The sequence below is a fragment of the Stenotrophomonas forensis genome, assembly GCF_028752115.1.
Taxonomy (GTDB): Bacteria; Pseudomonadota; Gammaproteobacteria; order Xanthomonadales; family Xanthomonadaceae; genus Stenotrophomonas; species Stenotrophomonas forensis.
The window spans coordinates 3,279,595-3,294,311 of record NZ_CP082270.1; the positions used below are offsets into that span (position 1 = coordinate 3,279,595).

Consider the following 14,717-nt stretch of genomic DNA (forward strand, 5'->3'; position numbering starts at 1 on the left):
GGGCTCCGGAATGCGTGTTCAGTGCGGGATCGACGTCAGTTCGTCGATGCCCAGCGCGAGGTTGAGGTTCTGCATGGCCTGGGTGGCCGCGCCCTTCAGCAGGTTGTCCAGGGTCGCAACCACGACCACCCGCTTGCCGCCCGGGGCCAGGGTGAAGCCACCGACCTGGGCGCCATGACGACCGGCGATACGGCTGACCCACGGCGCTTCATCCACCACCTCGATCAGCGGCTCGCCCGCATAGGCCTGCTGGAAGCGCTCGACGATCTGCTCGCGGGTCTGCACGCGGTTCAGCCACAGGTTGGCGGTGAGCGTGATGCCACGGAAATGCGGCGCGACGTGCGGCATGAACTCGACGGCCACGCCCAGCTGCACCGACACCTCGCGCTCGTGCACGTGATTGGTCAGCGCATACGGCATCAGGTTGTCGGCCAGCAGCTCGACGTTGTTCTTGTCCGATGGCGTGGTACCAGCACCGGAGTAACCGGAGACACCGAAGCACTGCGGCGGGCCGGCCAGCAGGTCCAGCAGCGGATGCACCGCCAGCTGCATCGCGGTGGCATAGCAACCCGGGTTGCTGATGTGTTTCTGGCCGTTGTAGCGGTTGCGGGTCAGCTCCGGCAGACCGTAGTACCAGCTGTTGTCGAAGCGGTAATCGGCCGAGAGATCGACGATGACGGTCTCCGGCCTGGCCGCTTCCAGCGCAGCCACGAACGGTGCGGCCAGGCCATTGGGCAGGGCCAGGATCACCGCGTCCACGCCCTTGGCGGCCACCGCGTCAGCATCCAGGCTCTCGTACTGCAGATCGCCCTGGAACTCCGGGTGATGGTCCGACAGGCGCTGCCCGGCGCGCTCGCGCGAGGACACGAAGGCCAGTTCCAGGCGCGGGTGTGCGGCCACCAGCTTGATCAGCTCGGCGCCGGTATGGCCGCGGGCACCGACGATGCCCAGGGTGAAAGTCGAATCGTTCATGCGTGACGGTCCAGGCGGTACTGCAGGTGGCGCTTCACGCCCTGCCATTCCGCATCGATGATGGAGAAGATGACGGTATCGCGCGGCGTGCCATCGGCATGCCGCTTGTGGTTGCGCAGCACGCCATCCTGCTTGGCGCCGAGGCGGGCGATGGCGGTGCGCGAGGTGGCGTTGAACCAGCTGGTTTCCAGCACCACGCTGATGCAGCCCAGCACTTCGAAGGCGTGCTGCAGCAGCAACAGCTTGGCTTCGGTATTGGCACCGGTGCGCTGCGCGCGCGGCGCGTACCAGGTGTAGCCGAGACTGAGCCTGGGCACGCTGGCGTCCATGTCGTAGAAACGGGTGCTGCCGATGATGTCACCGGCGGCATCGCGGATCACGAACGGCAGCCCCTTGCCTTCGGCCTGCGCCTGCAGTGCGGCCTGCACATAGGCCTCGGCCTGCTCCGGCGACGGCACCTGGGTGTACCAGAGCTGGTCGAGGCCGCTGCCTTCCAGCGCGGCACGCAGGCCGGGGACATGCTCAAGCTGCAGCGGCTGCAGCAGTACGTGCTGCCCGCGCAGTGTGGGGACGGTGTTCCAGACGTCCGGGTTGTTCATCGCTCAGCCCTGCAGGCTCGGGGTGCGCTGGGCACAGTGATCGACATAGGTCTTGATGCGATCGATGCCATCGGCGCCGAACCAGAACACCTTCCAGTGATCCTGCTTGTAGCAGCCGTCGGACTCAGCGTAGTAGAAGTGGTTGATCGGATTGCCGTGGCGCGAGCGCCAGAACAGCTGCGGCGTTTCTTCCAGCATCACGTTCCAGACCGCGCGGCCCAGGCCTTCGCCCTGCGCATCGTCGAGCACGGCGAACTTGTCCAGGTACACGCCTTCGGCTTCATCGGTGAGGATCACCGCAGTACGGTAGTTCTCGCTGACGTAGGCGCGCAGCAGCCGGGTCTTCTCGAAATAGTCCGGCACCAGGGTGCGGCCGAAGCTGGATTCGATCAGCTGCTTCAGGCGCGGCAGGTCCAGTTGCTCCCATGCGGTGGCGCGCAGCACCTTCTCGCCCTTGCGCACCAGCGTGCCCGAGCCCTTGTGGGTGAACAGTTCCTTGGCCAGGTCGGCCGGACGGGTGATCGACACCGACGACTCCAGCGGCAGGCGGTCGAGCAGATCCTTGATCTGTTCGATCTTCACCTTCATGCCACCGTGGATCCACGGCTGCGCGATCAGGTGGTCGTACTCGGTGGACAGGTTGATCGAATCGATCACGTTGCCGGCCTCGTCCAGCAGGCCACCGGTACCGGTCAGGAAGATGATCTTGTACGGCTGCAGCTCCTGCACCAGCTCGTTGGCGGCGAAATCGGCATTGACGTTGAGGATCTGGCCACCGGCGGTCTCGCCCAGGCTGGTGATGACCGGAATCGAGCCGGCACGCAGGCTGGCTTCGATCGGCGCCAGGTTGACCTTCTTCACCTCGCCGACCAGGCCGTAGGTGTCCACGTCCAGGTATTCGGCCTCGAACACGCCACCGGTGATCGAGGTGGCGCGCGCGCCGTTCTGTTGAAGAGCTTCGACCAGGCGCAGATTGGACTGCTGGAACACCCGGCGCACGATCGCCAGCGCTTCCGGCGAGGTCACGCGCAGACCGTTGACGGTCTGCTTCTCGATGCCGGCGGCAGACAGCTCGGCATCCAGCTGCGGGCCAGCGCCGTGCAGCACGATCGGGGTCAGCCCGACTTCCTGCAGGAACGACAGCGAGGAGGTCAGCGCGTCGAGATCATCGCGCAGCACCGCGCCGCCGACCTTGACCACGGCGAAGCGCTTGGCATCCAGCTGCGAAAAGCGCTTGAGGTACTGGCTGATCTCCTTCGCGCTGGCCATGCTGGAAAGCAGGCGCACGATGGTCTGGCGGGTCTGGCGGTGAGGCTGGAGGGCAGGAGACATTTCGGTTTCGTCGGAAAGGGAAGAATCAGGCGCCGGCGGCGATGATGCGGTGCACGGCGTCGGTGTAGCGCTGCAGCTGGTCCAGCGTCACGAACTCATCGGCGGTGTGGGCCTGGGCGATGTCACCCGGGCCGAACACCAGGGTGGTGTAACCGGCGGCGGAGAACAGCGAGGCCTCGGTCCAGAAGTCCACCGCGTTGCCGATCGGCAGTTCCAGCGCATCGGCCACGTCGCGTGCCAGCAGGCGGCGGTTCTCGGCCTCGGCGATGTCACCGGCCGGCAGGCTGGGGCCACGGAAGGTTTCGGTGAACAGTGCGGCTTGCGGTTCGGCGAAGCCGGCAAAGGTCGCCAGCAGGCCGTCGATATCCATCGACGGCAGCGGACGGAAACCGAACCGCACTTCGGCGGCCGGCGCGATCATGTTGGCCTTGATCCCGCCCTCGACGCGACCGATGTTGAAGCGCAGGCCGGTGAGGCCACCGAAGCGGGCCGATGCCAGCGATTCCACATGGTCCAACGCGCGGTTGCCCCAGCGCATGGCCTGGTGCAATGCACTTGCGGCCGCATCCTGCTTGCCCGAGGCATGGCCGGCACGGCCGGCGAACTGCATCAGCACCGAGCTGATGCCGCGGTGCGCCAGCACCGCCTCGCTCATGGTCGGCTCGGCCACCAGCACCGCTTCGTACGGCAGGCCACGGGCCAGGAACGCAGCGATGCAGCGCGGGTCGTTGGCTTCCTCGTCGCTGGAGAACAGGAACGCCGCATCGCCCTCGCTGGCGTTGGCCGCGGCCACCAGCGCAGCAGCCGCGCCCTTGATGTCACACACGCCAAGGCCGACCACACGGTCGTCCAGGCGCCGCATCACGTGCGGGTCGGCAGTCCAGTGCGGCGAATCGGGCACAGTGTCCAGATGCACGTTGAACAGGTACTTCGGCGTCCCGCGCACGGCGTACAGGCTGACCGCGCCCGCGCCGTGGTCGATCACCTCGACGTTGAAGCCGGGCAGGTTCGCGCGCAGGTAATCGAAGATGCCACCGGTGGTGATCGCACGCGGCGGGTTGCGGGTGTCGAAGGACACCAGGGCCTGCAGGTGATCGAGCGTCTGTTCAAGCATGAATCAACAATCCTGGTAGTGCCGGCCGCTGGCCGGCAACGATGTCGGTGGTGAATGCCGGCCAGCGGCCGGCACTACCGTCACAGGTCAACCGCGATTGACCTGCGCATAGACAGTGGAACTCATGCCGAACAGCTTGATGAAGCCTTCAGCCTCTTCCACGCCCCAGTCGGCCGACTGCGCGTAGGTGGCACCCTTGGTGTTGAGCAGGTGCGGCGACTTCACCGCCACCGCGTCGACGCGGCCGCCACGGGTCTCCAGCACCACTTCACCGTTGACCTTGGCCTGCGACGACTTCAGGAAGGCTTCGATGTCGGTCTTCAGCGGGTCGTGGTAGAAGCCTTCGTACACCAGCTCCACCCACTTGCGCGCCACGTCCGGCTTGAAGCGGTTCTGCTGCTTGGTCAGCACGGCATCTTCCAGCGCGCGGTGTGCGGCCAGCAGCGAAACCAGGCCCGGCGCCTCGAACACGATGCGGCCCTTCAGGCCGATCACGGTGTCGCCGGTATACACGCCACGGCCGACGCCGTACGGGGCGAACAGCTTGTTGAGCTGGGCCAGGATCTGGTCGCCCGGCAGCGCCTTGCCGTTCAGTTCGACGGCTTCGCCTTCGACGAACTTCAGGGTCACGACCAGCGCCTGTTCCGGCCACTCGCTGCGCGGCGAGCACCAGCCACGCGCGCCTTCACCCGGGGCTTCCCAACGGTCGATCTCGCCACCGGACATGGTCACGCCCAGCAGGTTCTCGTTGATGGTGTAGGCCTGCTGCTTGGCGCGCACGCCGAAGCCACGCTCTTCCAGGTACTTCTGCTCGTAGGCGCGGGTCTGGGTGTGTTCCTTCTGGATCTCGCGGATCGGCGCGATGATCTGGTAGTCACCCAGCGCCTTCACCGCCAGGTCGAAGCGGACCTGGTCATTGCCCATGCCGGTGCAGCCGTGGGCGACGATGTTGGTGCCCAGTTCGGCAGCACGCTTCAGCGCGGCATCGACGATCAGGTAGCGGTCCGAGACCAGCAGCGGGTACTGGCCCTGGTAGCCTTCGCCGGCCCACACGAACGGCTTGACGAAGCCTTCCCAGATGGCCGGGCCACCGTTGACGGTGACATGGCTGCTCACGCCCAGTTCGGCGGCGCGCTTCTCGATGAAATCACGCTCTTCATCATCGACGCCGCCGGTGTCGGCGAACACGGTGTGTACGTTGTAGCCGCGCTCCTGCAGGTACGGCACGCAGAAGCTGGTATCGAGGCCGCCGGAGAAGGCGAGAACGACGTCTTTGTTGTTCATGGGGGGTATGTCCTGTTCGTGTGTGTCGTCGAGCCATGCTCGACTTCGTCTATGTAGAGTCGAGCCATGCTCGACTGATGCTTCTTAGCGCCCGGCAACCGCGGCCATGATCGCCTTCTGCACGTGCAGGCGGTTCTCGGCTTCGTTGATGGCGATGCACTGCGGCGAATCCATCACCGCGTCGGTGGCCTTCACGTTGCGGCGCAGCGGCAGGCAGTGGCTGAACACACCGTTGTTGGTCAGCGCCATCTTCCGCTCGTCGACGATGAAGTGCTTGAACTGATCGCGGATCGGCTTTTCCGGTTCCCAGTTGCCGAAGAACGGCAGCGCGCCCCAGCTCTTGGCGTACACCACGTCGGCACCGGCGTAGGCGCTGTCGACGTCATGGCTGATCTTCAGCGAACCACCGCTCTCGGCCACGTTCTGCTCGGCCCAGCCCATGTAGCGCTCGTCGAGGATGTAGTCTGCGGTCGGGCACAGCAGGGTCACGTCCATGCCCATGCGGGTGGCGATGGTCAGCGCCGAATTGGCCACGGCGGTGTTCAGCGGCTTGGGGTGGTAGGTCCAGGTCAGCACGTACTTCTTGCCACGCAGGTCCTGGGTGCCGAAGTGCTCCTGCAGGGCCATGATGTGGGCCAGCTCCTGGCACGGGTGGGTGATGGTCTCCATGTTGATGACCGGCACCGGCGAGTACCTGGCGAAGCTGTTGAGGACGATGTCCTGGCGGTCGTACGCCCAGTCCTGGAACTTCGGGAACGCACGCACGGCGATGATGTCGCAGTAACGGCCCAGCACCTTGGCCACTTCCGCGATGTGCTCTTCCGTATCGCCGTCCATCACCGTACCGAGGTTGAACTCGATCGGCCACGCATCCTTGCCCGGCTGCAGCACCACTGCGTGCGCGCCGAGCTGGAACGCGCCCAGTTCGAAGCTGGTGCGGGTGCGCATGGACGGGTTGAAGAACACCAGCGCGATCGACTTGCCCTTGAGCTGGTCGCCGAGCTTGTTGCGCTTGAACAGCGCGGCCTGGGTCAGCAGCGCGTCGAGCTCGCTGCGGCTCCAGTCCTGGGTGTTCAGGAAGTGCTTGGGGGACATCATCTTTCCTTGCGTGGCGGCGCCGGGTTCGACGCGGTGGAAGGGAAAAGCAGGAACCAAAGGTGGAACGAAAAGGTTGCAGTTGCAGCTTTCAGAACGCAGAAACGAAAAAACCCAGCCGGGCGGCTGGGTTTTTTTCGGACGAACAGCAAAAAGCTCCGGTTACCCAGCGAGGATGTGGGGTTCCGGTCGACGCGCACGCGAGGTCATGCCCGACGCCTGTCGGGCTGCGCTGCTGTCGTGCTGGAAGTCGGTGAGCTTCATGGTCATCCATCTTTGCATGCGGCCGGGGCCGGCGCAAGAGGCCGGGGTCGCAGAATCAGGGATTGCTGGCGGTGCCCTGCTCGGGGCCGACCCACGGGGTGATCGACACCCGGATCTTCAGCCGGTTGCCGGGGTCTTCCGGCAGCCGCGAGCGGTACTTGGTGCCCTTGTAGACGTAGTCCACGTCGTAGGCGATGGGCCGGCGGAATTCACGCCCCACCGGCACGATGCGGCAGTCGCGGGTCAGCATCGGCCCATTGTTGGCCGGCGCCGGGGCCGGCGTCTCGGCGGCAACCTCTTCGGACGCCTCGTCATCGCTGCGCTTGAACATCGAGCGCACCGAGTCCCAGAAGCGGCTGATCCGGCCCTTGTCCTCGACCGGCTCCTCGCCGGTCACGTTGACCGGGGCCAGGGTCCGGGTCGAGACCGGCTCGCAGTGCTCCTCGGTGCGGGTCGCGCGCAGGGTCTGGAACACCGGCTCGACGTTCAGCACCTGGGCATAGTCGAACTTCACGTTCTCCACGATCACCACCCGGTTGCGGGGCTCGGCCTCCTGCGCCAGCACCACGGCGGGCAGCGCCGACAGGCAGGCCAGGGTCAGCAACGCGGTGGATTTCATTGGCGATGGGAGCAAGGACACGGCAATAGTGTAGGCAGTGACGAGCGCAAGGGGCTGAACATTACCCGTCCACGCCGCTCCTGCCCACCCCACCTTGGGAGAACCCGCGTCCACCGGTGGCAGCCAGTGCCCCCAAAGGGGCCGACACGTTCTAAAATCGCAGGCTTGTCCCCCAGCCACAGCCCCATGACCCTGCGCCTGCACAACAACCTGACTCGCCAGCTCGAACCGTTCACCCCGCTCGATCCGGCCTGTCCGACCCTGTATGTGTGCGGCCCGACGGTCTACAACTACGTGCACATCGGCAACGCCCGTGGCCCGGTGGTGTTCGGGGTGCTGGCCGACCTGCTGCGGCGGCGCTTCGGCGCACTGCGCTACGCCCGCAACATCACCGACGTCGACGACAAGATCAACACCGCCGCGCGCGAACAGGGGGTGTCGATCAGCACCATCACCGACCGCTTCGCCGCCGCCTACCGTGAAGACATGGCCGCGCTGGGCGTGGTGCCGCCGGACATCGAGCCGGAAGTGACCGCGCACATGCCGCAGATCGTCACCATGATCGAGCAGCTGATCGCCAGCGGCCATGCCTACGCCGCCGAAGGCCACGTACTATTCGCGGTGGCCAGCTTCAACGGCTACGGCAAGCTCTCGCGCCGCGACCCGGAAGAGATGCTGGCCGGCGCCCGCGTCGACGTGGCGCCGTACAAGCGCGACCCCGGCGACTTCGTGCTCTGGAAGCCGTCCAGCGACGACCTGCCCGGCTGGGAATCGCCGTGGGGCCGTGGCCGCCCGGGCTGGCACATCGAATGCTCGGCGATGGCCGCCGCGCACCTGGGCGAGACCATCGACATCCACGCCGGCGGCGTCGACCTGCAGTTCCCGCACCACGAGAACGAGATCGCGCAGAGCGAATGCGCCCACGGCGGCAAGATCTTCGCGCGCTTCTGGCTGCACAACGGCATGCTCAACTTCGGCGGCGCCAAGATGAGCAAATCGCTGGGCAACATCGAACGCGTGCACGACCTGGTGCGCCAGCATCCGCCGGAAGCGCTGCGCCTGGCCCTGCTGTCGGCCCATTACCGGCAGCCGCTGGACTGGTCCGATGGCCTGATCGAGCAATCGGTGCGCACCCTGGACCGCCTGTACGGCACCCTGCGCGAACTGGCGTCGATCGAGGCCAGCGCGGTGATCCCGGCCTCCGTAGAGGCGACCCTGGACGACGACCTGAACACCCCGCAGGCGCTGGCCGAAGTGGCCCGCATCGCCGCCGATGCACGTCGAGCTACCGATCCGGCCGAACAGGCGCGCCTGAAGGGCGAACTGCTCGGCGCGGGCCTGGCGCTGGGCCTGCTGCAGGCCGATCCGGCGCAGTGGTTCGGCACTGCCGCCGGCGATGACGGCGACGATGCGCGCATCCAGGGTCTGATCGACGAGCGCGCCGCGGCCAAGCAGGCGCGCGACTTCGCCCGCTCCGATGCCATCCGCGACCAGCTGGCCGCTGAAGGCATCGTGCTTGAAGACACCCCGCAGGGCGTGCGCTGGTCGCGCAAGCGCGGCTGACCTGCCCTGCCCCGTGGCCGGCCCGCCGGCCACGCCCCCACTGTAGAGACTGCTGTGACCGACTCCCCGTTCCCGCTTGAACCCACCGCCGCCGAGGCCCAGACCGCCATCGCCGAGGAATTCGGCTTCTTCGGCGACTGGTCCGAGCGCTACCAGTACCTGATCGACCTCGGCCGCAAGCTGCCGGCCTTCCCGGAGGAATGGAAGACCGAGGAGCACCGCCTGCTCGGCTGCCAGTCGATGGTCTGGATCGTGCCGGAAGGCAACGCCCAGTCGCTGCGCTTCCATGCCATCAGTGACTCGGCCATCGTCTCCGGCCTGATCTTCCTGGCCCTGCGCGTGTATTCCGGGCGCTCGGCCCAGGAGATCCTGGACACCGAACCGAGCTACATCCAGGACATCGGCCTGGCCCGCCACCTCTCGCCCACCCGCAGCAACGGCGTGGCGGCGATGCTGGCCTTCATCCGTGAGACCGCGCAGGCCCAGCTGCAGCGCGATCCGTCGTGAGCGAACCTGCCACCGCCGAAGACACCGCGCTGGGGCTGCTGTCCCGGCCCGGTTTCGCCAGGCTGCTGGCATACCGCATCTTCGCGATGCTGTCCTACCAGGTGGTCGCGGTCACCGTCGGCTGGCACATCTACGAAGTCACCCGCAATCCGTTCTCGCTGGGCCTGGTCGGCCTGGCCGAGGTACTGCCGTTCTTCTGTGTGGCGCCGTTCGCCGGTTACCTGGTCGACCATCTGCCGCGGCGCCGGCTGGGCATGGTCGCCTGCTCCGGGCTGATCGCCACCGCGCTGGTGCTGACCAGCGTGGCCAAGGGCTGGCTGCCCTTTGAGGGCGTGTGGCCGATCTATGCGGCCATCGCACTGACCGGCATGGTGCGCGCCTTCCTGTCACCGATCTACAACGCCTTGTTCGCCCGCGTGCTGGCCCGCGACCAGTTCGCGCGTGGCGCCGGCCTCGGTGCCGTGGTGTTCCAGGCCGGCATGGTGGCCGGTCCGGCACTGGGCGGCGTGCTGGTCGGCTTCGGGGGCAAGGGCCTGTCCTATGCGGTGGCCACCGTCTTCGCGCTGGTGGCGATGGGGTGCCTGGCCACGTTGAAGGTGGAAGAACCGGTGCACACCGGCCCGGCCGCGCCGATCTTCAGGAGCATCGCCGAAGGCGCGCGCTTCGTGGTGGGCAACCGGATCATGGTCGGCGCGATGGCGCTGGACATGTTCTCGGTGCTGCTGGGTGGCGTGGTGGCGATGCTGCCGGCGTTCCTGCACGAGATCCTGCACCACGGCCCGGAAGGGCTGGGCATCCTGCGCGCGATGCCGGCGCTGGGTTCGGTGTGCGTGGGGCTGTGGCTGGCCCGTCACCCACTGCACCGCAATGCCGGCCGCGTGCTGCTGTTCGCGGTGGCCGGTTTCGGCCTGTGCGTGATCGGCTTCGGGCTGTCGCAGCACTTCTGGCTGTCGGCGCTGATCCTGCTGTTCTACGGGGCGTTCGACGGCGTGTCGGTGGTGATCCGCTCGACCATCCTGCAGCTGGCCACGCCGGAGGAAATGCGCGGACGGGTGTCGTCGATCAACGGCATCTTCATCAGCTCGTCCAACGAACTGGGCGCGTTCTACGCTGGCACGATGGCCCGGCTGCTGGGCCTGGTGCCGGCGGTGGTGCTGGGTGGGTTCGCGGTGCTGAGCGTGGCCGGGATCACGGCGTGGAAGAACCCGACGCTGCGGAAGTTGAATCTTCGCGACCTGCAGTAGCTGTTCTGTAGAGTCGAGCCATGCTCGACTGCTTTTCAGAGGCGCCAGTCGAGCATGGCTCGACTCTACAAAAGCCAGGAAGCCCAACAAAAAACCCGGCCGAGGCCGGGTTTTTCGCATGACCAGACAACGACCGGGAATCAGTCGCCCTGCTGCTTCTGCAGGTGCTCCCAACGCTCCTGGGCGTCGATGGTGCGCTCGGCGGTCAGTCGCGCTTCCAGGCGCTCCAGGCCGATCTCTTCACCGGTATCCACGCAGTAGCCATAGTCGCCGGCTTCCAGGCGCTTGAGGGTGCTGTCGATCTTGCCGATCAGCTTGCGGTAGCGGTCGCGGGTACGCAGTTCCAGCGAGTTCTCGGTTTCGCGGGTCGCGCGCTCGGCTTCATCGCCGATGTCACGCACTTCCTCGCGCAGGTTCTCGATGGTCTGCTTGGACTCTTCCACCAGGTCCGCACGCCAGTTCTGCAGGCGCTGGCGGAAATATTCCTGCTGCAGCGGGCTCATGTACTCCTCTTCCGAGGACGGCTTGTAGCCAGCCGGCAGGATCGGGCGGCCGGTGGCCTCGTCGGTCTTGTACTCGACCACCTTGTACTTGCTGCGCGGGGCCGGTGCAGCCGAACGGGCGGCGACGGCCACGGCAACCTTGCCGACAGGGCGCGACACGGTCTTCGGGGCGGAATCGGATTTCACGGCGGTTTTGGCAGGCGATTTCGAAACGGGCACGGGATTCTTGGATTGCGGGGCCTTCGAAGCAACAGGTGCGGCGGCCGGGGCCGGCTTGGGGGCCGGTTGGGCTGCTGCCACTGCCACGGTCTTGGCCGGGACAGGCTTGGCCGGAGCCGGCTTGGCAGCCGGCTTCGGTGCGGACTTCACTACTGGGGCCGGGCTCGGCTTTACGGCCGGCGCAGCAACATTCTTGGTGACCTTCTTTACAGCGGCAGGTGTGGCCGCCGGTTTAGCCGCAGCCACCTTCTTCGCTGCAGGCTTGGCGACCGGCTTGGCCGCAGCCTTCTTCACCACCGCCTTCGGCGCCGGCTTGGCTGCTGCCTTCTTCGCTACCGGCTTGGCGGCGGCCTTCTTGACCGGCGCGGCCTTGCTGGCAGCCTTCTTCACCACCGGCGCCTTCTTGCTGGCGGCGGCAGGCTTGGCCTTGGCGGGCGCGGCGGCCTTCTTCGCCACCGGCTTGGTTGCCTTGACCGGCGCTTTCTTTGCGGTGGCCTTCCTGGCCGCCGGTTGCGAGGACGCTGCCTTGGTCGCCGGCTTGCTGGCCGGCTTCTTGGCAATGGGCTTTGCCGCCAACTTCTTCACAACAGGCTTGGCGGTTTTCTTGGCGGCCGTTGCGGCCTTCTTTGCAGTTTTTTTAGCAGCCACGAAACGCTCTTCCTTGGATTCCCCGGGGCCCGGGAAAGCGGGCCTTTATAGCCTACCCGACCCGCAGCAGCAACCTCAGCGGCCCTGCTCCATTCAGTCCTGGAGCCAAGCCAGCCAAGGGGCGGTCCGACGAACACGGACCGCCTTGCGCGGTACGGAACCTGGCCAGCACCCGAAGGTGCTGGTACCGGTCGCAGGCCATCGGCGACATGCGACCAACGGCCCATCCTGCACAAATGCGGCCTTCATGCCAACTGGCATAAGATGACTGGGTGATCTCGCGCCTGCTCATTGCCCTGCTGCGCTTCTACAAGCGCTTCATCAGCCCCCTGCTGGGGCCGCGCTGCCGTTTCGTGCCCAGTTGTTCTGAATACGCGATGGAGGCCATCTCCCTGCATGGCCCGCTGCGCGGCAGCTGGCTGGCTGCGCGCCGCCTGGGACGCTGCCATCCGTTCCATCCCGGCGGCTTCGACCCCGTGCCCGAGTCCCCCAACGCCCCCTCTTGCCGTTGCACAGGAAAACACTGACATGTCCTCCACCCTCATCACCAACGCCCGCATGGTCAACGAAGGCCGCACCTTCGATGGTGACCTGCGCATCGAGAACGGCCGCATCGCGCAGATCGGCAGCGGGTTGACGCCGCGCGACGGCGAGCAGGTGGTGGATGCGGCCGGGCGCTGGCTGCTGCCCGGCATGATCGACGACCAGGTGCACTTCCGCGAACCGGGCCTGACCCACAAGGGCGACATCGCCAGCGAATCGGCTGCCGCCGTGGCCGGTGGCCTGACCAGCTTCATGGACATGCCCAACACCAATCCGCCGACGCTGGATTCGACCATCCTGGAAGCCAAGTACGAACTGGCGCGCGGCCGCGCGTGGGCCAACTACGGCTTCTACCACGGCGCCAGCAATGACAACCTGGAAGCAATCCGTGCGCTGGACCCGAAGAAGGCGCCCGGCGTGAAGGTGTTCATGGGCGCTTCGACCGGCAACATGCTGGTGGACAACCCGGAAACGCTGGACGCGATCTTCCGCGAATGCCCGACCCCGATCATCACGCACTGCGAAGACACGCCGATGATCGATGCCAATCTGAAGGCCTTCCAGGAAAAGTACGGCGACGCACTGACCCCGGACATGCACCCGGACATCCGTTCGCGCGAAGCCTGCATCAAGTCGACCCGGCTGGCGATGTCGCTGGCACGCAAGCACGGCACCCGCCTGCACGTGCTGCACATCTCCACCGCCGACGAGCTGGCGCTGTTCGAGAAGGGCCCGCTGATCCGCGCCGACGGCAGCCGCAAGCAGATCACCGCCGAAACCTGCGTGCACTTCCTGCACTTCGCACGCCCGGACTATGCGACCAAAGGCAACCTGATCAAGTGCAATCCGGCAATCAAGGAAGTGTCCGACCGCGAGGCGATCACCGCCGCGCTGGCCGATGACGTGCTGGACGTGCTGGCCACCGACCACGCCCCGCATACCTGGGAAGAGAAGCAGAAGCCCTATGCGCAGGCGCCGTCGGGCCTGCCGCTGGTGCAGTACGCGCTGGTAGCCGCGCTGGAGCGCGTGCACGAAGGCAAGCTGACCCGCGAGCAGGTGGTGCAGAAGTTCGCCCACGCCCCGGCACAGCTGTTCGATGTCGAGGAGCGCGGCTTCCTGCGCGAGGGCTACTTCGCCGACCTGGTGCTGGTCGAGGACGTGCCGTTCACCGTCAAGCGCGAGGACGTGCTGTCCAAGTGCGGCTGGTCGCCGTTCGAAGGCACCACCTTCCGTTCGCGCATTGCCTCCACCTGGGTCAACGGCCAGCAGGTGTGGGACGGCAGCAAGCTGGTGGGCGAGCCCGCCGGCCAGCGCATGACCTACGACCGCTGATGCGCCCGGCACTGATGATCGGGGCGCTGCTGCTGGCCGCGCCCCTGTTTTCTGCACCCCCGGCGCAGGCACAGGATGGCATCGGCAGCCTGATCGACAGCCGCGTGGTGTTTCCGGCCAGCGCGTCGCAGGGCGCGCTGGTGATCGGCAAGGTGCCCGCCCGCAGCCGCGTGCAGTACGCCGGCCGGCAGTTGCGGGTGAGCGGCTATGGCAGCGTGGTGTTCGGTATCGGCCGCGACGAGAAGGGCCCGCTGCGCGTGCAGGTGCAGCGCCCCGATGGTGGCAGCGAGACCGCGACCATCGCGGTGACGCCACGCGACTGGCCCACCGAACGGGTCAACGGCGTGCCGCCGAAGACGGTCAACCCGCCACCGGCGATTGCCGAGCGGATCAAGCGCGAACAGGCGCAGGTGACTGCCGCGCGTGCCCGCGATGACGACCGCACCGACTTCACCCAGACCTTCATCTGGCCGGTGCAGGGCCGCATCAGCGGCCGCTTCGGCAATGCGCGCGTGTACAACGGGCAGCCCGGTGCAGGTCATTCCGGCATGGACATCGCGGTGCCGACCGGCACGCCGGTGAAGGCGCCGGCCGCCGGCATCGTCACCTTCGCCGGTCCGGACCTGTACCTGACCGGTGGCACGCTGCTGCTCGACCACGGCTTCGGGGTCAGCTCCAACTTCCTGCACCTGTCGCGCATCGACGTGAAGGTCGGTGACCGTGTCGAACAGGGCCAGGTGATCGCCGCCGTCGGCGCCACCGGCCGTGCCACCGGCCCGCACCTGCACTGGGGCATGAACTGGTTCGATACCCGCATCGACCCGCTGCTGGTGCTGGAGCGCAAATAACGCGCGCAATGCGCCTTGGTGGGTGCCGACC

The 14,717-nt window shown here is 66.8% G+C and carries 14 protein-coding genes; 6 read left to right on the plus strand and 8 right to left on the minus strand.

The window, feature by feature from the left end:
- Positions 1-18 precede the first annotated feature (18 nt).
- The 7 genes from argC to K5L94_RS15240 form a co-directional block, all read right to left on the minus strand.
- The gene (gene argC / locus K5L94_RS15210) at positions 19-972 is read right to left on the minus strand and encodes an N-acetyl-gamma-glutamyl-phosphate reductase (RefSeq protein ID WP_274510811.1); all 954 of its coding nucleotides are present in this window, start codon (positions 970-972) and stop codon (positions 19-21) included.
- Positions 969-1,571, minus strand: a complete 603-nt coding sequence (locus tag K5L94_RS15215; protein WP_053450316.1) for a GNAT family N-acetyltransferase — start codon at positions 1,569-1,571, stop codon at positions 969-971. Before K5L94_RS15215 ends, argC begins: the two co-directional genes overlap by 4 nt.
- A gap of 3 nt (positions 1,572-1,574) precedes the next feature.
- Positions 1,575-2,903, minus strand: a complete 1,329-nt coding sequence (locus tag K5L94_RS15220; RefSeq protein WP_006457088.1) for an acetylglutamate kinase — start codon at positions 2,901-2,903, stop codon at positions 1,575-1,577.
- A gap of 25 nt (positions 2,904-2,928) precedes the next feature.
- Entirely contained in the window at positions 2,929-4,017 is a 1,089-nt protein-coding gene (locus K5L94_RS15225; protein WP_053450317.1) for an acetylornithine deacetylase, read from the minus strand.
- A gap of 87 nt (positions 4,018-4,104) precedes the next feature.
- Positions 4,105-5,301, minus strand: coding sequence for an argininosuccinate synthase (locus K5L94_RS15230; RefSeq protein ID WP_274510812.1), 1,197 nt, complete (start codon positions 5,299-5,301; stop codon positions 4,105-4,107).
- Positions 5,302-5,385: 84 nt separating this feature from the next.
- On the minus strand, positions 5,386-6,396 hold the full coding sequence (locus tag K5L94_RS15235; protein WP_274510813.1) for an N-acetylornithine carbamoyltransferase: 1,011 nt from the start codon (positions 6,394-6,396) through the stop codon (positions 5,386-5,388).
- 319 nt (positions 6,397-6,715) lie between these two features.
- Positions 6,716-7,279 (minus strand): glycine zipper 2TM domain-containing protein, encoded by a 564-nt coding sequence (locus K5L94_RS15240; RefSeq protein WP_164087235.1) that lies wholly within the window; start codon positions 7,277-7,279, stop codon positions 6,716-6,718.
- A 186-nt stretch (positions 7,280-7,465) separates the two neighbouring features.
- On the opposite strand from K5L94_RS15240, the gene cysS reads away from it, so the two are divergent.
- From cysS to K5L94_RS15255, 3 genes are read left to right on the plus strand one after another with little or no spacing between them, the layout of a single operon-like run.
- A complete protein-coding gene (gene cysS, locus K5L94_RS15245) occupies positions 7,466-8,842 on the plus strand; it encodes a cysteine--tRNA ligase (RefSeq protein WP_274510814.1) in 1,377 nt (458 codons plus the stop codon).
- A gap of 54 nt (positions 8,843-8,896) precedes the next feature.
- Positions 8,897-9,349, plus strand: a complete 453-nt coding sequence (locus K5L94_RS15250) for a SufE family protein (RefSeq protein WP_049458275.1) — start codon at positions 8,897-8,899, stop codon at positions 9,347-9,349.
- Positions 9,346-10,593: an MFS transporter gene (locus K5L94_RS15255; RefSeq protein WP_006457191.1), complete on the plus strand. Its 1,248-nt coding sequence runs from the start codon at positions 9,346-9,348 to the stop codon at positions 10,591-10,593. The genes K5L94_RS15250 and K5L94_RS15255 overlap by 4 nt, the downstream gene beginning before the upstream one ends.
- 140 nt (positions 10,594-10,733) lie before the next feature.
- Here the strand turns inward: K5L94_RS15255 and dksA are convergent, their stop codons facing one another.
- Positions 10,734-11,963, minus strand: a complete 1,230-nt coding sequence (dksA, locus tag K5L94_RS15260; RefSeq protein ID WP_274510815.1) for an RNA polymerase-binding protein DksA — start codon at positions 11,961-11,963, stop codon at positions 10,734-10,736.
- 272 nt (positions 11,964-12,235) lie between these two features.
- Here dksA and yidD point away from each other — a divergent pair, with 272 nt between their 5' ends.
- From yidD to K5L94_RS15275, 3 genes are read left to right on the plus strand one after another with little or no spacing between them, the layout of a single operon-like run.
- Positions 12,236-12,490 (plus strand): membrane protein insertion efficiency factor YidD, encoded by a 255-nt coding sequence (yidD, locus tag K5L94_RS15265; protein WP_008266150.1) that lies wholly within the window; start codon positions 12,236-12,238, stop codon positions 12,488-12,490.
- Position 12,491: 1 nt separating this feature from the next.
- Positions 12,492-13,838, plus strand: a complete 1,347-nt coding sequence (locus K5L94_RS15270) for a dihydroorotase (protein WP_006457238.1) — start codon at positions 12,492-12,494, stop codon at positions 13,836-13,838.
- Complete coding sequence (locus K5L94_RS15275; RefSeq protein ID WP_053450322.1) at positions 13,838-14,686, plus strand: M23 family metallopeptidase; 849 nt, start codon at positions 13,838-13,840, stop codon at positions 14,684-14,686. Before K5L94_RS15270 ends, K5L94_RS15275 begins: the two co-directional genes overlap by 1 nt.
- The last annotated feature ends 31 nt before the right edge of the window (positions 14,687-14,717 follow it).